General features: G+C 72.3%; 24 protein-coding genes. 4 read left to right on the forward strand and 20 right to left on the reverse strand.

The window, feature by feature from the left end; genetic code table 11:
• Positions 1 to 4: 4 nt before the first annotated feature.
• Positions 5 to 1,000 carry a nucleoside hydrolase gene (locus ACIPEP_RS01625; RefSeq protein WP_402716286.1) on the reverse strand — a complete coding sequence of 332 codons (996 nt, stop codon included), beginning with the start codon at positions 998 to 1,000 and terminating at the stop codon, positions 5 to 7.
• A gap of 179 nt (positions 1,001 to 1,179) precedes the next feature.
• Between ACIPEP_RS01625 and ACIPEP_RS01630 the strand changes: the two genes are divergently transcribed.
• Entirely contained in the window at positions 1,180 to 2,178 is a 999-nt protein-coding gene (locus ACIPEP_RS01630; RefSeq protein ID WP_254791849.1) for a LacI family DNA-binding transcriptional regulator, read from the forward strand.
• Positions 2,179 to 2,526: 348 nt separating this feature from the next.
• Here the strand turns inward: ACIPEP_RS01630 and ACIPEP_RS01635 are convergent, their stop codons facing one another.
• From ACIPEP_RS01635 to ACIPEP_RS01690, 12 genes are all read right to left on the reverse strand, one after another.
• A complete protein-coding gene (locus tag ACIPEP_RS01635) occupies positions 2,527 to 4,227 on the reverse strand; it encodes an MDR family MFS transporter (protein ID WP_092388221.1) in 1,701 nt (566 codons plus the stop codon).
• Positions 4,224 to 4,844, reverse strand: a complete 621-nt coding sequence (locus ACIPEP_RS01640; RefSeq protein WP_070417197.1) for a TetR/AcrR family transcriptional regulator — start codon at positions 4,842 to 4,844, stop codon at positions 4,224 to 4,226. The genes ACIPEP_RS01635 and ACIPEP_RS01640 overlap by 4 nt, the downstream gene beginning before the upstream one ends.
• A gap of 53 nt (positions 4,845 to 4,897) precedes the next feature.
• Positions 4,898 to 5,380 carry a GNAT family N-acetyltransferase gene (locus ACIPEP_RS01645; RefSeq protein ID WP_229086503.1) on the reverse strand — a complete coding sequence of 161 codons (483 nt, stop codon included), beginning with the start codon at positions 5,378 to 5,380 and terminating at the stop codon, positions 4,898 to 4,900.
• 14 nt (positions 5,381 to 5,394) lie between these two features.
• A complete protein-coding gene (locus ACIPEP_RS01650) occupies positions 5,395 to 5,907 on the reverse strand; it encodes a VOC family protein (RefSeq protein WP_402716287.1) in 513 nt (170 codons plus the stop codon).
• The gene (locus ACIPEP_RS01655; RefSeq protein ID WP_402716288.1) at positions 5,904 to 6,623 is read right to left on the reverse strand and encodes an HAD family hydrolase; all 720 of its coding nucleotides are present in this window, start codon (positions 6,621 to 6,623) and stop codon (positions 5,904 to 5,906) included. The genes ACIPEP_RS01650 and ACIPEP_RS01655 overlap by 4 nt, the downstream gene beginning before the upstream one ends.
• A 54-nt stretch (positions 6,624 to 6,677) precedes the next feature.
• Positions 6,678 to 7,319 carry an MBL fold metallo-hydrolase gene (locus tag ACIPEP_RS01660; RefSeq protein ID WP_071303353.1) on the reverse strand — a complete coding sequence of 214 codons (642 nt, stop codon included), beginning with the start codon at positions 7,317 to 7,319 and terminating at the stop codon, positions 6,678 to 6,680.
• A 58-nt stretch (positions 7,320 to 7,377) separates the two neighbouring features.
• Positions 7,378 to 7,809 (reverse strand): MarR family winged helix-turn-helix transcriptional regulator, encoded by a 432-nt coding sequence (locus tag ACIPEP_RS01665; RefSeq protein ID WP_071296579.1) that lies wholly within the window; start codon positions 7,807 to 7,809, stop codon positions 7,378 to 7,380.
• 61 nt (positions 7,810 to 7,870) lie between these two features.
• On the reverse strand, positions 7,871 to 9,778 hold the full coding sequence (locus ACIPEP_RS01670) for an amylo-alpha-1,6-glucosidase (protein WP_402716289.1): 1,908 nt from the start codon (positions 9,776 to 9,778) through the stop codon (positions 7,871 to 7,873).
• Positions 9,775 to 10,599 carry a Type 1 glutamine amidotransferase-like domain-containing protein gene (locus ACIPEP_RS01675; protein ID WP_402716290.1) on the reverse strand — a complete coding sequence of 275 codons (825 nt, stop codon included), beginning with the start codon at positions 10,597 to 10,599 and terminating at the stop codon, positions 9,775 to 9,777. Before ACIPEP_RS01675 ends, ACIPEP_RS01670 begins: the two co-directional genes overlap by 4 nt.
• A 10-nt stretch (positions 10,600 to 10,609) precedes the next feature.
• The gene (locus ACIPEP_RS01680; protein ID WP_083295110.1) at positions 10,610 to 11,575 is read right to left on the reverse strand and encodes a carbohydrate ABC transporter permease; all 966 of its coding nucleotides are present in this window, start codon (positions 11,573 to 11,575) and stop codon (positions 10,610 to 10,612) included.
• Entirely contained in the window at positions 11,572 to 12,612 is a 1,041-nt protein-coding gene (locus ACIPEP_RS01685; protein ID WP_402716291.1) for a carbohydrate ABC transporter permease, read from the reverse strand. The genes ACIPEP_RS01680 and ACIPEP_RS01685 overlap by 4 nt, the downstream gene beginning before the upstream one ends.
• Positions 12,613 to 12,617: 5 nt before the next feature.
• A complete protein-coding gene (locus ACIPEP_RS01690) occupies positions 12,618 to 13,883 on the reverse strand; it encodes an extracellular solute-binding protein (RefSeq protein ID WP_402716292.1) in 1,266 nt (421 codons plus the stop codon).
• Positions 13,884 to 13,979: 96 nt separating this feature from the next.
• Here ACIPEP_RS01690 and ACIPEP_RS01695 point away from each other — a divergent pair, with 96 nt between their 5' ends.
• Entirely contained in the window at positions 13,980 to 14,966 is a 987-nt protein-coding gene (locus ACIPEP_RS01695) for a LacI family DNA-binding transcriptional regulator (protein ID WP_402716293.1), read from the forward strand.
• A gap of 28 nt (positions 14,967 to 14,994) precedes the next feature.
• Here the strand turns inward: ACIPEP_RS01695 and ACIPEP_RS01700 are convergent, their stop codons facing one another.
• Positions 14,995 to 15,966, reverse strand: a complete 972-nt coding sequence (locus tag ACIPEP_RS01700; RefSeq protein WP_402716294.1) for a nucleoside hydrolase — start codon at positions 15,964 to 15,966, stop codon at positions 14,995 to 14,997.
• Positions 15,967 to 16,112: 146 nt separating this feature from the next.
• On the opposite strand from ACIPEP_RS01700, the gene ACIPEP_RS01705 reads away from it, so the two are divergent.
• On the forward strand, positions 16,113 to 16,754 hold the full coding sequence (locus ACIPEP_RS01705) for a hypothetical protein (RefSeq protein WP_402716295.1): 642 nt from the start codon (positions 16,113 to 16,115) through the stop codon (positions 16,752 to 16,754).
• Here ACIPEP_RS01705 and ACIPEP_RS01710 read toward each other — a convergent pair.
• A complete protein-coding gene (locus ACIPEP_RS01710) occupies positions 16,751 to 17,362 on the reverse strand; it encodes a helix-turn-helix domain-containing protein (RefSeq protein ID WP_402716296.1) in 612 nt (203 codons plus the stop codon). The genes ACIPEP_RS01705 and ACIPEP_RS01710 overlap by 4 nt on opposite strands.
• Positions 17,363 to 17,429: 67 nt before the next feature.
• Here ACIPEP_RS01710 and ACIPEP_RS01715 point away from each other — a divergent pair, with 67 nt between their 5' ends.
• A complete protein-coding gene (locus ACIPEP_RS01715; protein ID WP_402716297.1) occupies positions 17,430 to 18,419 on the forward strand; it encodes an NAD(P)/FAD-dependent oxidoreductase in 990 nt (329 codons plus the stop codon).
• On the opposite strand, the gene ACIPEP_RS01720 is transcribed toward ACIPEP_RS01715, so the two are convergent.
• The 5 genes from ACIPEP_RS01720 to ACIPEP_RS01740 all read right to left on the reverse strand — a co-directional run bounded on the left by ACIPEP_RS01720 (position 18,404) and on the right by ACIPEP_RS01740 (position 22,211).
• A complete protein-coding gene (locus ACIPEP_RS01720) occupies positions 18,404 to 19,069 on the reverse strand; it encodes a pentapeptide repeat-containing protein (protein WP_402716298.1) in 666 nt (221 codons plus the stop codon). The genes ACIPEP_RS01715 and ACIPEP_RS01720 overlap by 16 nt on opposite strands.
• A gap of 4 nt (positions 19,070 to 19,073) precedes the next feature.
• A complete protein-coding gene (locus tag ACIPEP_RS01725) occupies positions 19,074 to 19,493 on the reverse strand; it encodes a DUF6314 family protein (RefSeq protein ID WP_402716299.1) in 420 nt (139 codons plus the stop codon).
• Positions 19,494 to 19,502: 9 nt separating this feature from the next.
• Positions 19,503 to 19,904 (reverse strand): SHOCT domain-containing protein, encoded by a 402-nt coding sequence (locus tag ACIPEP_RS01730; RefSeq protein WP_402716300.1) that lies wholly within the window; start codon positions 19,902 to 19,904, stop codon positions 19,503 to 19,505.
• A gap of 76 nt (positions 19,905 to 19,980) precedes the next feature.
• Complete coding sequence (locus ACIPEP_RS01735) at positions 19,981 to 21,018, reverse strand: NAD-dependent epimerase/dehydratase family protein (RefSeq protein ID WP_402716301.1); 1,038 nt, start codon at positions 21,016 to 21,018, stop codon at positions 19,981 to 19,983.
• The gene (locus ACIPEP_RS01740) at positions 21,018 to 22,211 is read right to left on the reverse strand and encodes a zinc-dependent alcohol dehydrogenase (protein ID WP_261646566.1); all 1,194 of its coding nucleotides are present in this window, start codon (positions 22,209 to 22,211) and stop codon (positions 21,018 to 21,020) included. The genes ACIPEP_RS01735 and ACIPEP_RS01740 overlap by 1 nt, the downstream gene beginning before the upstream one ends.
• Positions 22,212 to 22,353: the final 142 nt, after the last annotated feature.

Consider the following 22,353-nt stretch of genomic DNA (forward strand, 5'->3'; position numbering starts at 1 on the left):
GGGGTCAGTGCTCCGTGGTGGTCGTGGTGGCTGCGGTCCGGGGCGTCCAGCCGGTGTCCGGGGTCTCGCCGATGCGCTCGAGGGCGTCGACGACGAGGTCCCAGAACCGGCCGTGGTCGAGCTCCGTCGCGGCGCTCGTGCGGCAGTCCGCCGGCGCGGGCGCGCGGAAGTCGGCGACGGTCATGCCGAGGGTCAGGGTGCCCTGCGTCTCGACGTGGATCGGGACCTTCACGGCACGGACGACGGTCGGGTCGATGACGTACGCGACGGCGCAGGGGTCGTGTACGGGCGGGGCGTCGAAGCCCTGGGCGTCCTTGTAGGTCTGGCCGAAGAAGTCGAGCAGCTCGCCGACGAACGCCGCCGGGGCGGTGCCGACGGCGGCGATGCGCTCGGCGACCTCGGGCGTCGCGAGCGCCTGGTGCGTCAGGTCGAGGCCGACCATGACCACGTCCCAGCCCGCGTCGAAGACGATCGAGGCGGCCTCGGGGTCGATGACGATGTTGAACTCGGCGACCGGGCTCCAGTTGCCGACGTGCACCCCGCCGCCCATCAGGACGACCTGCTTGACGCGCTCGACGATGCGGGGCTCCTTGCGGGCCGCGAGGGCGATGTTCGTCAGGCCGCCGGTCGGCACCAGGGTGACCGTGCCGGGCTCGTGCGCCATGACGGTCTCGACGATGAGGTCGACCGCGTGCCGCTCGTCCAGCTCGAACGACGGGGTGGGGAGCATCGGCCCGTCGAGACCGCTCTCACCGTGGATGTCACCGGCGACCTCGATCTCGCGGAGCAGCGGACGGTCGGCACCGGCGGCGAACGGGACCCCGGTGATCCCGGCGATGCGGGCGACGGCGAGGGCGTTGCGGGTGACCTTCGGGAGCGTCTGGTTGCCGACGACGGTCGTCACGGCGAGGAGCTCGATGTCCGGGTTGCCGTGGGCCAGCAGGATCGCGACGGCGTCGTCGTGGCCGGGGTCGCAGTCGAGGATGATCTTCTCGGGCACGCGGGGCGCTCCACTTCTTCGGGGATCAGCAGGTCGAGGCTCGACGAGGTGGGGATCCGCGGCGAGGATCAGCTCCCGCGGCACGTCAAGCGTTTGACATGGAAACACGTCAAGCGTTTGACGTCAAGTCATCGGCGGCGGACCCGAACTGCGCGGTCCGCGCTCGGTAGCATCGACGCGTGCCATCCTCCGCCGCCCCCGGCCGTCGTGTGACCGCTGCGATGGTGGCCGAGCGCGCGGGGACGAGCATCGCCACGGTGTCGCTCGTCGTGAACGGCAAGGACCGCGGCCGGGTCTCGGTGCCGATCGCCACGAGGGTGCGCGACGCCGTCGACGAGCTCGGCTACGTCGTCGACCACGCTGCCAGCTCCCTCGCGCGGGGCAGTGGCGACCTCGTCGTCCTGATCGCCCCCGACCTGTCGAACCCCTTCTTCGCCGAGGTGATCCGCGGCGTGCGCGACACCGTCGGCGACCGCTTCCAGCTCGTGCTCTCCGTCACGGAGCGCGGGGCCCAGCCGGTGGCCGCCGACGTCCGGCGGTTCGAGCGGCTCCGCCCGGCCGGCATCCTCGTGGACGCGCCCGCCGCCGACGAGACGATGACCGCCACCGTCCCCGTGGTGCTGCTCGACGCCCCCGGCGGACCCGAGGCCGTGAACTACGACCTCTCCCCCGGTGTCCACGAGCTCGTCGCCCACCTGCACGAGCGCGGCCACCGGCGCGTGGGGTACCTCGACGGGACCTCGCGGGCTGCGACGTTCGGCGTCCGTCGGGAGCTCTTCGAACAGGAGTGCGCGGCCGTCGGCATCGAGGTCTCCGAGGTCACCGCCCGCGCCGACCTCACGGTGGACGCCGCGGCCTCGGCGACCGAACATGTCCTCGAGGCCTGGCAGGACGACGACGTCACGGCGGTCGTCGCGGCCGCCGACACCCTCGCGTACGGGGTGCTGCGGGTCGCCGGGCAGCTCGGCATCGCGGTCCCCGGCGAACTCGCCGTCGCGGGGTTCGACGACCTGCCGTCGTCCTCGGTCACGGCGCCGGCCCTGACGAGCGTCGCACTCCCCGGCGCGGACCTCGGCCGGGCCGCGGCGCTGCGGTTGCTCGCGACGCTCGACGGCACCGCGCCGGAGGCCGCGGCGCTCCCCACGCGCCTGGTGCGCCGCGCGAGCACGGGCGCGTAGCGCGCGCCGCGGCTGCGCGCGGGCGCCGCGCGCGGTCGCGGACCGCGGCGGTTCGTGCCGCGAGAGCGACGATGTGCCGCGACCGCGCGGCGATCACCCCGCGGAAGCGACAGGTGCCCGCCGAGATCCGGCGGCAGCCTGTCGCTTTCGCGAGCGGGGCGCGGTGGGCGCGCGCCGTCGCGGACGGGAGGCGCGGTGCGAGCTGGCACCGCGCCTCCTGGCCGGCGGTGGTCCGGACCACCCCGCCGGAGCGACAGATCGGCGCCGTCGCGGCACGTCCGTGCCGCCGAAAGCGACAGTCCCCCGCAGGGATCCTGCGGGGGACTGTCGCTTTCGTGGATCGCGCGGTCAGCGCTCCGAACGGTCCGGACCGGCATCGGCCGGCTCGGGCTCCGGCTGCGGCTCGGCCGCGCCGGCCGTGTGCCCCGCGCGCTGCGCACGCTCGAGCTCGTCGGCCTCGGCTCCGCCGACGGCCTCGCCACGGGCGACCATGCCGGCCGTGTCGGAGAGCTTGATCTGCGGGAGGAACAGCGCGAGCAGGAAGGCCACCGCGATGAACGGCAGCAGGTACCAGAACACGGGCGCCAGGGAGTCGGCGTACGCGTTCACGATGCCGTCCTGCACCGCCTCCGGCAGCTTCGCCACGGTCGCGGGGTCGATGCTGCCCGCCGACGACGCAGCGTCGGTCGCCGATCCGCCGGCGCCGCGGAACACGTCGGTGAGCGACGTCGTGAGCCGCGCCGTGAAGAGCGCACCGAACACGGCGGTCCCGAGGGAGGCGCCGACCTCGCGGAAGTAGTTGTTCGTCGACGTGGCGGTACCGACCTGCTCGGCGGGCACCGCGTTCTGCGCCACGAGGACGACCACCTGCATGATGAGGCCGAGGCCCGCACCGAAGACGAACAGGTACGCGCAGATGAGCCAGATCGGGGTGTCCGCCGCGAGCTGGGTCATCGCGAGCATCGCCAGGGCGACCAGGATCGTCCCGATGATCGGGAACATCCGGTAGCGACCGGTCTTGGTGATCAGGTTGCCGGACGCGATCGAGGTCCCGATCAGGCCGACCATCATCGGCAGCATCAGGAGACCCGAGACCGCCGCCGAGGTGCCGGACGCCATCTGCAGGAACGTCGGGACGAAGCCGATCGCCGCGAACATGCCGATGCCGAGCACGAGGCCGATGCCGGTCGCGAGCAGGAAGGTGCGGTTCCGGAAGAACGACAGCGGCAGGACGGGGTCCGCCGCACGCGACTCGACGAGCACGAGGAGCGCTGCCGACACGACGAGACCGGCGAACCAGGCCCACGTCTCCGGGGCGTCCCAACCGTGGTCCTTGCTGCCGCCGAACTCCGAGAAGAACACCAGACACGTCGTCGCGGCGGACATGAAGAGCACGCCGAGGACGTCGATGCGCTTCGTCGCCTTCTTGCTCGGCAGGGTCAGCGCGAACCACGCCACGAAGAACGCGGCGATGCCGACCGGGATGTTGATGTAGAACGCCCAGTTCCAGGTGAGGTGGTCGACGAAGAACCCGCCGAGCAGCGGGCCGCCGATCGCCGAGAGGCCGAAGATCGCACCGAGCGGGCCGAGGTACTTGCCGCGCTGGGAGGCCGGCACGATGTCCGCGATGATCGCCTGCGACAGGATCATCAGGCCGCCGCCGCCGAGGCCCTGCATGGCACGGAAGACCACGAGCTGGGTGAAGTCGCCGGCGAACGCACAACCGGCCGACGCGATGGTGAACAGGGCGATCGCGATGAGGAACAGGTTGCGACGGCCGAGGACGTCACCGAACTTGCCGTACACGGGCATCACGATGGTCGAGGCGAGCAGGTACCCGGTCGTCAGCCACGCCTGGTGCGCGACGCCGCCGAGCTCGCCGACGATGGTGGGCATCGCCGTCGAGACGATGGTCTGGTCGAGGCTGGAGAGCAGCATCCCCGCGATGAGCGCGGAGAAGATGATCCAGATCCGGCGCTGCGTGAGGAGCAGCGGTCCGTCGGAGCCTGGGCGGGCACGCTTGGTCGTGCCCGGCGCGGTGGCGCTCATTCGGTGGTGTCCTGTCCGGTCGTGATGGCCGCCCTCATCAGGCGGAGGTTCTGGGTGAGCAGCTCGTCGAACGCGGGGCCGGTGGCTTCGTCGAACGCGTCGTCGAAGTAGGTCTCCGCCGTCACCTTGAGCAGCCCTGCGGCGGCCTCGGTGACGAGCCGCGCACGGCGGTCGGTGGCGTCGCCCCAACCGAACCGCGCTCGTACGGCGTCGGTGATGCGGCCGAGCTGCACGTCGGTGGCCGAGAGGAACCGGGCGACGAGCGCCGGCTCCCGTTCGAAGACCCCGCGGACGAGGACCTCGTCGGCGCGGTCGATGCCGGCCCGGTGGAACTGGTCGATCGCCAGCGCGACGATGGAGTCCAGCGGCTCGAGGTCGGCCGCGACGACACCGCCGGCGGCGTACGCGTCGATGGCTTCGACGTCCGCGTTGATCTCGATGCCGAGCACGGCGTCGTCCTTCGACGCGAAGTGGTTGAAGAACGTCCGCCGGGACACCCCGACCGTCTCGCAGAGCTGCTCGATCGTGAAGCCGTGCAGCCCGTGCTCGATGGTCGCCCGACGTGCCTCGACGATCATGCGTCGGCGCAGCGCGCGGGTGCGCTCGGTGGTGCTCACCGGACAAGAATTGCACTATCGGGCTGAGAGTGCAATGCGGAAGTGGGGTACCGCTAGAGCGCCTTCTCGAAGCAGAACGACCACGGCATCGTCGCGGCGTACGGCTCGTACACCGGGATCGGGGTCCAGCCGGTCTTCTCGTAGAGCGCCACGGCCTCGGGCTGCTTGTCGCCGGTCTGCAGGATGAGCCGCGCGGCGCCCTCCTCACGCCCGACGCGCTCCCCCTCGGTGAGCAGCGCCGTGGCCGCGCCCTTCCCGCGGGCGGCGGCGAGGACGATGAGGCGCTTCAGTTCGACCTCGTCACCGAGGCGCCGGACGGCGATGTGCCCGAGGGCCTCGCCGTCCTCGTCGATCGCGAGGATCGAGGTGATGATCGTCGCCGGGTCCACGGCGAGCGCCCGGCCCCGCTCGGCCGTCACCGCCGGGTCCTCGTCGCCGTTCGCGGCGCCGTAGCGCTCGTGCATCTCCTCGTCCATGCGGGCGCGGAGCGCCACACCACGGGGGTCGTCCCACCGAACGCGTTCGATCGTGATCACGACCGACGATCCTGTCACGGATGCCAGCGTCGGCGCGACGTGTGCTCCTCGTAGGGCTGGGGATCGGGGTAGGTCAGGAGCTCGACGGTGCTGCCCCACGGGGTGCGGACGTACACGAACCGGTTCCGGTCGCCGGCTTCGGGCCCCGGGAGCGGGCGGGGTGCGCCGAGCGCGGTCGCACCGGCGACCACGACCCGGTCGAGCGTGGCGTCGAGGTCGTCGACGTACAGCGCGAGGTGCTGCCACCCGAGGTCGGACGGCACCGCCGGGGTGTCCTGCTCGACGTGGTCGAAGGCGAACAGCTCGATGCCGGGGCCGTCGGGCAGCGCGAGCATCCGGATCCGCACCTCACGGGCGTCTCCTGGGACACCGAGGCGTGACGTCGTCGCCGCGCCGCCCTTCGGAGGCTGGTCCGCGGGGAGCGTGTCGTAGAGCACCTCGGCGCCGAACGCGTCGACCAGGAACGCGCTGGCCGCGTCGACGTCGGGCACGGTCAGTCCGATGTGGTCGACGCCGCGGACGCTCACGCGCCCGCCCCGCTGCCGGCGACTCCCCCGGGGCCGCTCGCCAGGTCCGCGATGGGGCCCCGGCCCGCCCGCAGGTCGGCGAGGACCGCTGCCGCGTCGTCGTACACCCGGGCCGCCCCGGCCCGGCGCAGCTCGTCGCCGCCGATCCCGCCCGTCATCACGGCGACGCAGGGCACACCGACCCGTCCGGCGGACTCGACGTCCCACATCGCGTCGCCGACCATCACCGCAGCATCGGCGGACACGCCGACCTTCCGGAGAGCGACCTCGATGATCCCGGGGTCCGGCTTGGCCTGTTCGACGTCCTCCGAGCTCGTGACGGCGGTGATCCACGCCTCGGCGTCGAGCAGTTCGCGCAGGCGCACGAGTTCGTCCTCGGGCGCGCTCGTGGCCAGCACGACGGCGTGACCGGCCTCGGCGACGGACCGGAGCAGCTCACGGGCACCCGGGAGGAGCCGCAACCGCGGCATCTGCTCGGCGTAGTACGCGGTGTGGAACTGCTTGACGGTGTCGCGCTGCTCGTCGGTAGCGTCCGGCAGCAGCTCCTCGAGCAGCTTCGCCGAGTCCATGCCGATCGCGCGGTGGATCCGCCAGGCGTCGACGGACTCTCCGGCTGCCGTGCACGCCCGCCACCAGGCGTCGATGTGCGGGTAGTTCGAGTCGACGAGGGTCCCGTCGATGTCGAAGAGGACGGCGGTGGAGGGTGCGTCGGGCATCCCTCCACCCTGCCCTGGAGGCGCGGATCACCTCTCAGGGGCGCGTCACGTCCGTCAGACGGTGATCGACTCGCCGGCGGGCAGGATCTGCACCGGCACCGGTCCGAGACCGTCCGGGCCGAGGAACCGCGCGGCGGACTGCTGCCCGAGTTCGCTGAGCATCGCCTCGTGGATCTGCACGGCGTGCTCCGGGGAGACCGCGCGGACGTAGTCGACGGCCTCGGCGGTGCTCGTCCACGGGCCGCTGGTCGGCAGCAGCAGGGTCTGCACCGGGACGCCGGGCACGAGGTAGGCGTCGCCGGGGTGGAACACGGCGCCGTTCACGAGGTAGCCGACGTTCGCGATCGTCGGGATGTCGCCGTGGATGACGGCGTGCTCCTCACCGAAGACCTGCACCGAGAACGGGCCGACCTCGAACGCGTCACCGGCGGAGACCGCGGCGACGCGGCCGTCGTGCGCGCCGAGCTGGTCGACGATCGCGGCGGGCCCACGCACCACGAGGGCGTCGTTCGTGGCGAGGGCGGCACGGACGGCGTCGACGTCGAAGTGGTCGAAGTGCTCGTGGGTGACGAGGACGGCGACGGCGGCCGTCGCGAGGTCGGCGCCCTCCGGCGTGAACGTGCCCGGGTCGATGACGAGGGTGGCGCCGTCCTGCTCGAGGACGACGGTGGCGTGGTTGTACTTCGTCAGCTCCATGTCGACGAGTCTACAACAGTGTTGTACATCGACGTGGTCGATCCGGATGAGAGGGCGTTCACCGTTCGAGTCTCGCCGCGATGCGGTCGAACAGTTCCGGCACCCTGGCGAGTGCCGCACGCTCGGCCTCGGACAGCTCGGAGCCGATCACCGACGCGAACGCCCCGGCTCGGGCGCTCCGTTCCCGGAGCATGACCGTGCGGCCCGAGTCCGTCAGCCGGATCACCGAGACCCGCCGGTCCCCGTCGGACACGCCTCGCTCCACGAAGCCGCGCTCCTCGAGCTCCGCGACGGTCCGCGACTGTCCCTGGTGCTTCACGCCGCGGGCCCGCGCGAGCTCGGCGATGGTCTGCGGCCCCTGCCGGTCGAGCAGGCCCAGGCTCGCGCTCTGCGCCTGCGGCAGCTCGTCGGTGAGTGCCCGGGTGGCCCGCACGATCCGGCCGATCGACTCGCGGAGCTCCTCGGCGAGGTCGTCCGGGGTCGTCGTCATGCCCTCGACCGTACCGCCGGAGTCCTGCGACGGCGGTCTACCGGAGTCCTGCGACGGCGGCCTACCGGAGCGCCACCCAGACGGGGAAGGCGGCGGCGGCACTCCAGGCCTGCGGGCGGCAGGCGGCCGGGTACGGGGCCGGACGTGTGACGGCGGACGCGTCGTCGCCGGCGTGCAGCTCGGGCATCCGGAAGTCGAACGCCACCGCCGCGGCGAGCAGCTGCTCGGACAGGATCCGGGCCTCGTCGTGGTGTCCGGACCGGACGAGGCCCGTGATCACCACGGCGGTGTCGTGCGCCCAGACGGTGCCCCCGTGGTAGCTGAGCGGCCAGTACCCGGCGGCGGTCGTGGAGAGCGTCCGGAGGCCGAAGCCGCTCGCCAGGTCCGGGCTCACGACGCGTGCTGCGACGACGGCTTCCTCGTCCGGGGTGAGCAGGCCGGTGCCGAGCAGGTGGCCGATGTTGCTCGTGGCGGAGTCGACGGGGCGCTTGCGGGCGTCGAGGGCGATCGCCGGGTACCGACCGATGTCGTCGGCCACCCAGAAGGCGTCGCGGAAGCGATCGGCCAGGCGAGCGGCCCAGGCACGCCACTCGTCGCCGCCGGGACGGCCGAACGCATCGAGCAGGTCGGCACCGTGCACCGCGGCCTCGTGCGCGTAGCCCTGCACTTCGCACAGCGCGATCGGGCCGTCGGCGAGGGTGCCGTCCCGCCACTGCACGCTGTCCCCGGAGTCCTTCCAGCCCTGGTTCGCCAGCCCTCGGCCGGACTCGTCGACGTACTCGAGCAGCCCGTCGCCGTCGGCGTCGCCGTGGTCGCGCATCCACGCCAGGGCGCGTTCGAGCGTCGGCAGGAGCGCCTCGACCTCGGCGTCGGGGAGCCCCGCACGCCAGGCGTCGTGGAGCAGGCACGCCCAGAGCGCCGTCGCGTCGACGGTCCCGTAGTAGAGCGGTGGCAGGGAGATCTCGTCGTTGTCGACCGGCAGGGACGCCTGGCGCAGCTCGTGCATGATCTTGCCGGGCTGCTCGGCGGTCGCGGGGTCGTCCGCGGTGCCCTGCAGCGCGGCGAGGACCCGGAGGGTGCCCCCGGCGGTGCTGGTGTCGACGGGCAGCAGGAAGCGGGCGGCCCAGATCGCGTCGCGGCCGAACAGGGTGAAGAACCAGGGGGCGCCGGCCGCGATGAACTCGCCCTCGGGCCGCGCCAGCCGGAGTGCGTCGAGATCGTCGGTGGCACGCTCCAGCCAGCGCCGGAGCCGGTCGTCCTGCACGCCGGCCGGGACGTCGAACGGGCGCGGGGTCGTCACGCCGGTGACGACGGCGTCGGGCGTCTCCACGGAGCAGTCCCACGCGAGGTCGACCTGGTGCGCGCGCTCCGTCCGCCAGCGCAGCACGACGTCACCGTCCTCGACGCGGACGGATGCTCCGGGGGCGTCGAGCCGGACCCGTACGGAGCCCGAGGTCCACGATGCGGTCTGCTCCGAGGCGTCGGCGGGGACCGGCTGGGGGCCGTGACCGGCCTTCACCGCGTCCATCCCGGCGGCGTCCGGGGTCAGCCTGACGGTCACGACGAGCTCCGCGGTGCTCGCGCCGGGCCCCTGGAGCCGATCGGTGACGCGCAGGCGTTCCGCCACCCCGTCGATGCGCACCGTCCGACGCCGGTCGAGGCGGACGTCCGGATCGGCGCCGGTACCGTCGAGGCCGCGCAGGAGTCCGGTGAAGACGACCTCGCGGGCACCGGCGGGCACGACGGCGACCGGTTCCACCGCGGAGTGCTCGACGCTGACGCGCACGGCGGAGACGAACCGCTGGTCGCCGGTCCAGTAGCCGTGCACGGGGTTCGCGCCGATGGCACCGTCCCGACCGGACCATGCCTGCGTCGGTGCCGCGATGACGGCGACCTCGTCGTGGAGCAGGGGCTGCAGCGTGGCGGTCGTGGCAGCAGCGGTGGTGGTGTTCGTGGTGGTGGAGGTCATGGGGCTTCCTCGTCGACGGGTTCGGGGGACGGGGTCCAGGCGCTGGGTGTCCAGCTCGGTACGGATCGGGGTGCGTCCGGCAGACGACGCACGGGCAGGGGCTCGGCACGGATGCCGGTCGGGTCGCCGGGGGCACGGGCGATGCGCACCGCGCCGCCTCCGTCGTGGTCGGTGACGGCTTCGACGAACGTGGCCGAGCGCCCACGGTGGACGACGCCGACGCCCTCGTCGAGCTCGATGCCCGCCGGGAGGTCCCCCGCCGCGACGGCCGCGCGGAAGACCGGCGACCGGTCCGGGTCCGAGTCGGTGTGGACACCGAGCGAGCCGGACACCAAGCCGAGTCCGTCGGCGAGGACCGACGGCTGCGGGCCGTGGCTCTGCGTGACGCCCCCGGTGTGCCAGCAGAGCGCGCCGGCCGAACCACCGGCGAGCACCACCCCGGCTCCCCAGGCCTCACGCAGGACCTCGTCGAGACCGTGGGCACGCCACACGGCGAGGAGGTTGACCACGGAGCCGCCCGAGACCCAGACGACGTCCGCACCGAGGACGGCGTCGCGCAGGGACGGCACGTTCCGTCTCGGGAAGAACCGCAGGTGCGACGCCTCGACACCGGCCGTACGGGCCGCTGAGAGCTCTGCCCCCTCGACGGTCCGCTGGTCGCCGCCGGCGGTGTTCACGTGCAACACGCGTGGCGGCCGACCGGCGGGGACGCGGGCGAGCCGGACGGCCTCGAACAGGAGCGGACCGTAGGCCGAGTCGTCCCACTCGCCGCCGACCAGACCGCCGCAGGTGGCCAGGATCGTGGGTTCGGTGGCGGTCACGTCGGGGTGCTCATTCCTTGACCGCCCCGTCGCTGCCGTTCATGATGCGCTTCTGGAACACGAAGAACGCGACCGCCACGGGGATGGTCATGACGAAGGCCGCCGCGAGCTTGACCGGGAACTGGTTCCCGGCGCTCAGCGCGCCCGACGCCAGTGATGCGACGCCCTTCGTGAGCGTGGTGAGGTCGGGCGACGAGGTCGACACGATGAAGTGCGCGAGCTCGTTCCACGAGCCCTGGAACGACAGGATGGTGATCGTCACGACGGCCGGACGCGCCATCGGGAGCACGACCGACCAGAAGGTCCGGAACGTGCCGGCACCGTCGATCTTCGCCTGCTCCTCGACGCTCACCGGGATCGATTCGAAGAAGTTCTTCATGATGAACACCCCGGCGGCGTCCACGAGCAACGGCACGATCATGCCCGAGTACGAGTCGTACATGCCGAGCTGGTTGATCACGAGGAACTTCGGGATGAGCAGGACCACGCCCGGCACCGCCATGACGGCGATGAGCAGGGCGAAGACGGTCTGGCGACCCGGGAACCGCAATCGCGCCAACGCGTACCCGGCGAGGGAGTCGAAGAAGATCCGGCCGAGCGTGACGAAGACCGCGACGATGATCGAGTTCATCGCCCAGATCCCGAAGTCGGAGTTCTCGAAGAGGGTCTGGAACGCCGCGCCGGTCCAGGTGACGGGGAGCGCCAGCGGGTGCAGGGAGGCGTCCTGGTCGGTCTTGAACGCGTTCACGATCGCGACGTAGAACGGCAGCAGGTAGACGACGGCGATCAGGACGCCGAACACCAGCAGCACCACGCTCCGCGGCGTGAGCCGACGTGGCCGCCGGCCCGGGCCGGGTGCCTGCGTGACGGTGGTGGCGCCGAGGTCCGGCACCGCGCCTCCTGGCACTGCCGCCCTGGAGGCGCGGGTCGGCTCGGTCCCGCCGCCTGCGGTCGCCGGGGTGGGTGCGCTGGTCATCGTGTGCTCCCCTTCTCGATCCACCGCATCCGCCGGCGGGACACCAGGCGGTCGCGCAGCGCCCACCGCTGCAGCAGCGTGAAGACGACGATGATGCCGAACAGGATGAAGGCGATCGCTGCGCCGACGCCCCACTGCTGGCTCTGGAACGCGGACGTGTACGACAGGAACGCCGGCGTGAGCGTCGTGTTCGCCGGGGCGCCCTTCGTGCCCGTGTAGATCTGGTCGAAGACCTGCCACGTCCCGATCAGCCCGAGCGTCAGCACCGTGAAGAGCGTCGGGCGAAGCTGCGGCAGGGTGACCCGCCAGAACCGCGTCCAGGACCCGGCGCCGTCGATCATCGCTGCCTCGTCGACCTCCGGCGAGAGGTTCTGCAGCGCCGCGATGAACAGCAGCATGAAGGTGCCGCTCGTCGTGAACACCGCGAGCAGGATGAACGCGGTCATCGCGACCGACGGACCGGCGAGCCACTCCCACCACGAGATGCCGAGCATCGTGTGGTCGGCGAGGAAGGCCGGTGGTGTGCCTGCGCCGAGGTGGAACAGGCCGGTGGGCTCGTTGAACCAGTTCGGTCCGTTGATCCCCGCCCAGCTGATGATCTTGTTGACGGCTCCCGTCGACGAGAAGAGGAACAGCCAGAGGACGGTGATGGCGACCGAGCTCGTCACCGAGGGGAAGTAGAACGCGGTCCGGAAGAACCCGCGCCCGCGCAGTGCCCGACCGCTGACGAGCAGGGCGAGCCCGAGCGCCACGGCGGTCTGCAGCGGGACGACGAACACGACGTACCAGAGGTTGTTCCGCAGCGCGGTGCCGAAGTTCTGCTCGTCGAGGCCTCCGCCGCCGAGGATCTTGGCGTAGTTCTGCCCGCCGACGAAGGAGACGTCGGACGAGAACGGGCTGCCGACACCCCGCCAGTCGGACACGCTGACCCAGGCCGCCATGACCACCGGCACGGCGAGGAACAGGCCGAGGACGATGATCGTCGGCGCGGTGAACAGCCAGCCCGAGACGGCTTCGGCACGGTTCTTCCGGGACACGTCCGTCAGCCCTTCAGCGCGGCGGCCATGTTCTTCTGGACGCCCTCGAGCAGGGTCTTGGTGTCGGTCGTCCTGAGGCTGCCGAGCTTCGAGTCGAAGTCGGCGATCACGTCGGCGGTCCCGGACGCGTTCGGCAGGCCCTGGGCGGCGTCCGCCTGGTCGAGGAACGCGGCGTACTGCGGGTACTCCTGCTTCCAGGTGCCGGCGGCCGACTCGACCGAGGGCATCACACCGAACGCCTTCGCGAACGCGAGCTGCTGGTCGGTGCTCGTCATCTTCTCGACGAAGGACAGCGCTGCCTTCTGGTTCGGGGAGTCCTTCGCGATGCCCCAGCAGTTCGTGAACTGCAGCGTGCCGGCACCCTTCGGGCCCTTCGGCAGGGCGACGACCTTGTAGTCCACGCTCGGGTAGCTCGACGACATCGCCCCGGTGAGCCAGTTGCCCTCGATGGTCATCGCGGCCTTGTCCTTGCCGAACGCGTCACCTCCCCAGCTCTCGCCGAGGTCGCTCGAGAACTTCATCGAGCCGTCGTCGAGCAGGCCCTTCACGTAGTCGAGGGCCTCGACGTTCGCGGCCGAGTCGACCGTCGCCTTCGTCTGGTCGCTGTTCGTCAGGGCACCGCCGGCCTGGGTCATGAACGCCCCGAGACGCTCGATCTGCGGGCTGGTCGTGAGTCCGACCCGTCCGTCGCGGGTGAGCTTCTCGGAGACCGTCCGCAACTGGTCCCAGGTGGTCGGGACGTCGCTGTCGGTCAGCCCGGCGGCCTTCCAGTCCTTCGTGTTGATGAACAGCGCGAGGGTGGAGAAGTCCTTCGGCGCGCAGTACAGCTGGTCGTCCACGGTGAACGACTTCGTGAGCGTCGGGTAGAAGTCGCTCGTGTCCTCGAGCTGGTCGCCGTAGGCCAACAGCGAGCCGTTCGCGGCGTACCCGGCGAGGGACGACGTGCTGACGTAGAACACGTCGGCGGGCTTGCCGGCCGCGAAGCCCTGGGCGAGCTGCTGGTCGAGGTTGTTCGCCGGCTGCACCGTCGCGCCGGTGCCCGAGGACTTCGACCACGCGGCGGCGGCGCTCTTCACGGCGGCGGTCTCGGCGTCGCCCGACGAGCCGATGAGGACGGTGAGGGGGTCGTCGCTCGAGGTGAGCTTCGCGGCGCCACCGCCGGAACCGTTGCCGCCCGAGCCCGAGAAGCCGGAGCCACAGGCGGAGAGGGTCAGAGCTGCGGTGAGCGCCATCGCTCCCGCGGTCAGCATGCGTGCTGTGCGTCGTTGCATCAGGGGGACTCCTCGTCGAGTGCAGTACTTCGATCGTTCAAATTTGATCGATCAAACGAGTCGACCATACACCTGCGAGGCGCTACGGTGAACCCCATGTCGCATCCCGCCACCGTCGCCGACGTCGCCCTCGCCGCGGGCGTCTCACGGCAGACGGTGTCGAACGCGTTGAACCGGCCCGAGGTCGTCCGCCCCGCGACGCTCACCAGGGTCCGGGCCGCCATCGACGACCTCGGGTACCGGCCGCACGCATCCGCCCGTCGGCTCCGCACCCGCCAGAGCTCCACGCTCGGCGTCCGGCTGGAACCGGTGCACGGCATCTCCGGCGCTGTGCTCGACCGCTTCCTGCACGCGCTCGTCGAGTGTGCCGACCTGCGCGGGATGCGCATCCTGCTCTTCACCGCCACCGACGTCGACGACGAACTCGCCCACATCGAACGCCTGGTCGAGGGTTCGGACGTCGACGGGTTCGTCCTCACCTCGACGTTCCACGGCGATCCCCGCGCGGCGTGGCTCGGCGCCCGGGACATCCCCTTCGTGACCTTCGGCCGGCCGTGGGGTCTGCCGGACATGGACGCCGCGCCGCACCCCTGGGTCGACGTCGACGGGTACGCGGGCGTGCACGTCGCGACCGAGCACCTGGTGGCTCAGGGGCACCGCCGGATCGGGTTCCTGGGCTGGCCGAGCCCGTCCGGACAGGGTGACGAGCGCCGACGGGGCTGGCGGGACGCGATGCGCGCGGCCAGGCTGCCCGACGATCCCGGGCTCACGTGCGAGGACGACGTCACCGCGGCCACCGGCACGGTCGCGGCGGCGGTCGAGGACGGCGCCGGGTTCGACGCGCTCGTCTGTGCGTCGGACACCCTCGCGCTCGGAGCCCGGTTCGCGCTCGGGGCGGCGGTGCCGGTGGTGGGCTACGACGACACCCCGGTGGCCGAGGCGGTGGGCATCTCCAGCGTGGAGCAGCCCCTGGTCGAGGTCGCCGCGGCCGCGATCGAGCTGCTCATGGGCGCCGGTCGGACCGTCCTGCCCGCGTCGACCGGACACCGCCTGCTGGCTCCGCGGGTGGTCTGGCGGAGCTGAGACCGCGCGACCACGGCGTGCCGCTGCGCTACCGACCGACGCCGTCGCGCCCGACCGACCCGCTCGACACCGTGCCGATGTGGAGGATGCGCTCGCGGATGACGTCCGCCGCACGGTCGTCGGCCGTCACCACGACACGGACCGCCGGCCCGTCCGCAGCGGGGACCGTCCGGCCGTGCTCGGCCCCACCGACCACCACGTCGAGCGGCGTCGTCCGGACCGTGGGCTCGACCTCGCCCGCCGCGACTGCCGCCGCCAGCGGGTCGTGGAGCGGTGCGCGACGGACGTGGTCGACCGACTCGTAGAAGTCGACGTAGCTGCGCAGCATGGTGCCGAGCGCGACCCGGAGCGGATCGCCGGCCGCCGTGAACCGGTCGGCGTCGGCGTCGTCGAAGCGGTGCTGCCGGGTGACGTCGAGCGGCACGAGCACGAGGTCGAATCCGGCGCGGAGGACCCGCCTGGCGGCCTCGGCGTCGTTGTGGACGTTCGCCTCGGCGGTGGGCGACACGTTGCCCGCGTCCCACACGGCGCCGCCCATGATCGTCAGCGTGCCGACGAGCTCCGGCAGACGCGGCTCGGCCTCGAGCGCGACGGCGAGGTTCGTGAGCGGCCCGATGGCCAGGACGTCGAGCTTCCGGTCACCGGCTGCGTGGTCACGGGCCAGCCGGACGAGGAGCTCGGCGGCGGGGTCCTCCGCGGCCGCGACACCCGGCGGGAGGTCGACCCCGCCGATGCCGTTCGCCCCGTGCACGTGCGGTGCGCCGCCGCCGTACGAGCCGCCGATCGGGTCGTGCGCGCCGACCGCGACGGGCACGGTCCGGCCGCACAGGGCCAGCAGCGCCGCGGTGTTGACGGCCGCGGTCGCCGCGTCGGTGTTGCCGGAGACCGTACCGATGCCGACGAGGTCGACGTGCGGGACGTCGAGCAGGTAGGTGAGGGCGAGGGCGTCGTCGACGCCGGTGTCGCAGTCGAGGAAGAGCGGGACGGTGGGCGTGGTCACCCGGTCATCCTCCCATCGCCGGCGGGAACCGCCCCGGACACGATCCGATGACGATCGGATCGGTCCGCGGACGCCGACGACTACGGTCGGCTGCGGGGCCGCCGACCGGCCCGTGATCGCGGCACCAGGGGGAGTACATGCGACGGATGACGACCACGGGGACCACGGCGATCGCGATCGCAGCACTGGCCCTCACCGGCTGCGCCCAGGGCTCGACCGGCGCCGACCCTGCCCCGACCGGGACGACGTCCGCCGAGGCTCCGAGCGCCTCGCCGACCACGCCGGGCTCGACCCCGCGTCCGACCTCGACGATCACCCCCGTGCCCGGGGTCGACGACGACGCCGGCCGGATCCCGGACTCGTGCGCGGCGCTCATCACGGCGGGCAAGTGGGACTCCTCGTTCGCGGGTTCGCCCCTGAACGACCCCACGGTGGTCGGCGACCCGGTGGTGGTGCCGAAGGACGACCTCACCCCGGTGCTCCAGCCGGACGGCAAGCAGCTCTCCTGCGTCTGGAAGGACCCGCGGGCGGACATCTCGTTCCTGTCGATCCGGGTCGCGACCGTCGACTCGACGAAGGCGTACGAGCACCTGAAGACGGCACTGGACGGGTACGACTGCTCCCTCGACGGCTACGGGTACCGCTGCCAGAAGATCACGCAGAACGCCGAGTACCCGGTCACCGACGGCGACACGTACTACACCCGCGGCGACGTCGGCATCCACGTCCAGCAGTCGAACACGCCGACGTCGGGCCTCCTCGACGACGTCATCGCACACGTCTTCTAGCGGTCGGCGGGCCGCGACCGGATGTGCGCCCGCTCGCCCTGCGGCCCGTACAGGCACAGCACCTCGGTGACCGCGTCCGTGGTGTTCCCGACCCAGTGCGGCGTGTGCGTGTCGAACTCGACGACCTCGCCCGGCCCGAGGTCGAAGTCACGGTCGCCGAGGAGCAGCCGGAGCCGTCCGGACAGCACGTAGAGCCACTCGTAGCCCTCGTGCGTCCGGAGGGACCGATCGGTGTTCGCGGGCTCCGGCGGGATCAGCTGCTTGAAGGAGCGCACGCCGCCGGTCCGTCGGGTGAGCGGCACCACCACCCGGCCGCCGTGCAGCTCCGGCGCGAGGTGCACCCGCGGATCACCGGTCCGAGGCGCCCCGACCAGGTCGTCGAGGGGCACCTGGTACGCCCGCGCGAGCGGCAGCAGGAGCTCGAGCGTGGGCTTCCGCTGGCCCGACTCGAGCCGCGACAGCGTCGACACCGAGATACCGGTCTCGGCGGCGAGCGCCGCGAGCGTGACGGCACGGCGCGTCCGCAGCGCGCGCAGTCGTGGGCCGACCCCGTCGACGACCTCGGCCGTCGTGCGCGAGGTGATCCGTTCCTCCCGATCCGTCGCCATGCCGACCATGTTGCCAGACCGGCAAGGATGTTTGCCGTCTGGGCGCGTGGGTCCGCAGGATGCAGGCATGCGTGATCACTACGACGTCATCGTGGTCGGCGGAGCAGCCGCCGGCCTGTCAGCAGCACTCGTCCTCGGCCGGTCGCGACGGTCCGTGCTCGTCGTCGACTCCGGCGAGCCGCGGAATGCCCGCGCCGAGGGGGTCCACAACTACCTGGGGCGCGAGGGCGCCTCGCCAGCGGAGCTCGGCTCGGTCGGCCGCGACGAGGTGGCCGCCTACGGCGTCGAGATGACGACCGGGAGGATCGTGGCCGCGGCCGCCACGGACGGTGACGGTGTCGACCCGGTCGGCTTCTCGGTCACGCTGGAGTCGGGCGCGGTCGTCGCGACACGCAGGGTGGTCGTCGCCTCGGGCGCCGTGGACGTCCTGCCGGAGGTCCCGGGCCTCGCCGAGCAGTGGGGGCGCGGTGTGGTGCACTGCCCGTTCTGCCACGGGTGGGAGATCCGCGACCAGCGCATCGGCGTGCTCGTGACGTCGCCGATCGGGGCGCACCAGGTGCTCATGTTCCGCGCGCTGAGCGAGGACGTGACGGCCTTCGTCACGGACCCGGCGCTCGTCGACGACACCACCCTGGCCGGTTTTGCCGCCCGCGGTGTCCGGGTCGTGACGGGACCGGTGCGCGACGTGGTGTCCGACGGTGATCGGCTCACCGGCGTCTCGCTGGGGTCCGGCGAGTTCGTGGCGCTCGACGCCCTGGCCGCCGCGAGCACGGCGGAGGCGCGCATCGGGTTCCTCGAGGGACTCGGGCTCGAGGCCACCGATCAGTTCATGGGAGACCACCGGTACGCGAGTGCCCTGACGGTGGACGCCGCCGGGCAGACGAGCGTGCGGGGCGTGTACGCGGCCGGGAACGTGGCGGCGCCGATGGCGACCGTCATCGCGTCGGCGGCGGCCGGGACGCAGGCGGGCGCGGCGGTGCACGGCGACCTCGTGCAGGCGGACCTGGCGCGCGCGCTGGCGACCGCGTCCGCGCCGGCGGGTCAGTCGACGCGGTAGCCCGCCTGGGCAGCGAGGAGCGGCGCGAGCGTGTACAGCTGGTCGGCGGCGATCGTCGCGCCGCGGAACCCCTCGAGCCGCTCCACCCGGTCGAGGTCGGCGGCGCGGAGGTCGACGTGCTCGATCCGGGTGTTCGAGCCCTCGGCCGCGCGGATCCTCGTCCCCTCGAACGACACCCGCAGCAGTCGGGCATCGGCGATGTCCAGCTCGTCGACGACGCAGTCGCGGAACACCACGTCGGTGAGCGTCGACCCGCGGAGGTTCACGAACCCGAGCTTCATCCCGACGAACTCGACGCCGTTCAGCCCCGCGTCGTACAGCTCGGCGGAACCGATGCGGCCGCCGGCGATCCGGACCTCGCGCCAGGAGCTGCTCGACGCCCGGAGCACCGGCGCGTCGAGCGTCTCGACGACCGAGTCACGCACCCGCAGTCCCCGGAGGTCGGCGCCGTCGGCCCGGAGGGTGCCGATCACCGACTCCTCGATCTCGAGGTCCGGCAGCCGCTCCCCCGCGAGGTCGAACACGTCGATGCGCTTCCCCTCGATCCGGTCGCCCGTGAGGACGTCGCCGGGGCCGGGCGTCCAGTCGTCGAGGTCCGTCGGTTCGGTCAGGGTGATGCGCGGGGCGTCGGTACCGGAGCTGCGGGGCATGCGCTCAGTCTGCCGCGTTGGACCGACGTCGCAGCGTGCTGTCGAGGACGTAGTCCTTCGCGGGACCGTGCGCCTCCCACCGGACCGTCCACCGATCGGCGTCCCCGGCGAGCACCCCGGAGTAGTCGTCGGGCGCGCACGCGTGCGACACCGCCGATCCCCAGACCCAGTCGTGGAACACCCGGCCGTCGGCGAAGTGCACGGTCCAGCGGTCGTCCGGGCCCCGGCGCACCCGGAGCGTCCGTGCCACGGGGACGGTCCGCCCGTCGAAGGCCATCGTGCCGGTCTCGTCCCAGCGGACCTCGTCCGGGGCCGCGCGTGTCAACGTGGTCGTCCCGGTCACGAGGCCGTCGACCCCGGCACGCCGGTCGTGGACCGTGCGGCGCAGGGTCCACTCCCCGAGCAGGTCGATGGGCTGCAGCACCCGCCCAGGCTAGCCGCGGAGGGCCTCGGTGCGCGCGGTGCGGTGCTCCTCGTCCGAGATGACGCCGCGGGCGCGCAGGTCGTCGAGCTCGGCGAGCCGCTGCTCGAGCGACTTCTCGGGCGCGAGCGTCCGGCTCTGCATGGCCTGGTACGCCAGGTCCTCCTCCATCGTGAACGGGTTCTGGCCCCGCTTCGCCATCCGGGCGCTGCGGAGGATGATCGTCACGACGATCGCGACGAACCCGAGGCCGATCACGGCCGAGCCCACGCCGAACAGGACCCCGAACGCGCCGAAGTCGCCGAGCCCGCCGAAACCCCCGAACCCGCCGCTGCCGTCACTGCCGAACTGCGAGACGTCCGGCCCCTCGAACTCGCCGGAGGCCATCGGGCTGGACAGCATCGCGAACATCATCGGGCCCCCTCGTGGACTGGTGGTGCGATCGTAGCCCGCGCCAGCCACCGCACGCTGCCCCGCGAAGGGGCCACCCTCACCCGCTCAACGGCCCCGACCCCGGCACCCGCGCCCCGTCCGCGAACCCGGCCACGAGCTCCCGCAAGGCCTCCTCGGAAGTGTGCCGCGCCTCCCATCCGAGTACCGACCGCGCCCGGTCGGTCCGCATGATCGGCACCTGGGCCGCAATGTCCACCCACCCCGCGTCCGTCGGCTGCAACCGCAGCCGCCACGTGAGCGTGACGAGCCCGCGGATCAGCCACATCGGCGCCCGGATCGCCCCGAGCATCCCGAACGCCCGCGCCATCCTCGGCGGGTTGAGCACGGGTGTGGCAGCGATGTTGAACGCCCCGCCGGCACGTCGGTCGATCGCGCGCCAGAAGGCATCGGCGACGTCGTCGGCGTGCACGGCCTGGAACACGAACGGCAGCGGCAACGGCAGGACCGCCCAGCGGATCCACCGGACGATCGACATCGGCACGAGTCGTCCGAGGAACAGTCCGCGGAGCTCGGCGGCGGCGCTGCGCTGGAAGACAAGTCCGGGGCGGAGCCGGGTCACCACGACGTCCGGGTGGCGAGCGGCGAAGGCGTCCATCGCCGCCTCGTTCTCGGCCTTGTGGATCGAGTACGTGGCGGTCGGGATGCCGGTGACGGGGAACTCCTCGTCGACGGGCGTCCGCTTGCCGTCCACGTCGACCCCGCGGTACGCCCCCACGGACGAGGCGACGACGACCTGGGGGACGCCGACGCGCGCCACGGCCTCGAGGACGTTGGCGGTCCCGGTCACGTTCGTCCGGTACTGCGCCGGGATGTCGTGCGTCGGTTGCAGGGCCCAGCCGAGGTGGATCACCGCGTCGGCACTCCGGAACACGGCGGCCAACTGACCGACCGCGTCCGGGGCGCCGATGTCGACGGCGTGCCAGACGGCCGTCTCGTACGGCTCGGCACGGAGGTCCGGCAGCCGCCGAGCGATCCCGACGACCTCGACGGAAGTGCCCTCGGCACGGACCGCTGCCAACCGCCGCAGCACGGCGGTCCCCAGGTTGCCGGTCGCGCCGACGACGACGATCCGCATCAGGCGGCGGCCAGTGCGGGGTCGAGCACGACCTTCACGCAGCCGTCCTCCTTCTTCTGGAACACCTCGTACATGTGCGGGGCGTCCTCGAGCGAGACCCGGTGGGTCGTCAGGTCGAGCGTGCCGAGCGGGTCCGACGGGTCCTGCACGAGCGGCATGATGTCGTCGATCCAGCGCTTCACGTTGCACTGTCCCTCGCGGACGGTGATCTGCTTGTCGAACAGCGTGAACATCGGCATCGGGTCCGCTCGACCGCCGTAGACACCGCTCAGCGAGACCGTGCCGCCACGGCGGACCAGGTCGATCGCCGCGTGCACGGCGGCGAGCCGGTCGACACCGGCGACCTCGATGGCCTTCTGCGCGATCGCGTCGGGCAGGAGTCCGGCGGCGCGCTGCGCGAACCCGGCGACCGGGTTGCCGTGCGCCTCCATGCCGACCGCGTCGACGACACCGTCGGGACCGCGACCGTCGGTCAGGTCGATGAGCTGCGGCACGACGTCCTTCGTCAGGTCGAACACCTCGGCACCGTGCTTCGCTCCGAGGTCGCGGCGGACCTGCTCGGGGTCGACGGCGAGCACCCGGTAGCCGAGGTGCGCACCGATCCGGGCCGCGAACTGTCCGACCGGACCGAGGCCGAGCACCGCGAGCGTCCCACCCTCGGGCACGTCGGCGTACTGCACGGCCTGCCAGGCGGTCGGCAGGATGTCGCTGAGGAACAGCCAGCGGTCGTCGGGCGTGCCGTCATCCGGGATGACGATGGGTCCGTAGTCGGCGTGCGGCACGCGGAGGTACTCGGCCTGTCCGCCGGGGACCTGGCCGTACATCTTCGTGTAGCCGAACAGCGAGGCGCCCGTCCCGTACTCGGCGGTCTGGGTGGTCTCGCACTGCGACTGCAGGCCGTTGCGGCACATCCAGCAGTGGCCGCAGGAGATGTTGAACGGGACGACGACACGGTCGCCCACCTTGAGGTTGGTGACGGCGGAACCGACCTCCTCGACGATGCCCATCGGCTCGTGGCCGAGGACGTCGCCCTTGTCGATGTAGGCGCCGAGCACCCGGTAGAGGTGCAGGTCGGAGCCGCAGATCGCGGTCGAGGTGATCCGCACGATCGCGTCGGTCGGCTCCTGGATGGTCGGGTCGGGGACGGTCTCGACGGACACCTTCTCGGTGCCCTGCCAGGTCAGTGCGCGCACGTCGCGTTCCTCTCGTGGTCGCTTCGGGCCGGCCAGGAGGCGCGGCTCGTCTCCCCACGTCGGTACCCGCCCGCCCCGTGGTGCGTTCCCAGCCCCGTCCGGTCAGCGCGTTCCGTGGCGGACGCGACCCGCGCCTCCTGGC

The sequence above is a fragment of the Curtobacterium sp. NPDC087082 genome, from assembly GCF_044745045.1.
In the GTDB taxonomy this organism is placed as follows: domain Bacteria; phylum Actinomycetota; class Actinomycetes; order Actinomycetales; family Microbacteriaceae; genus Curtobacterium.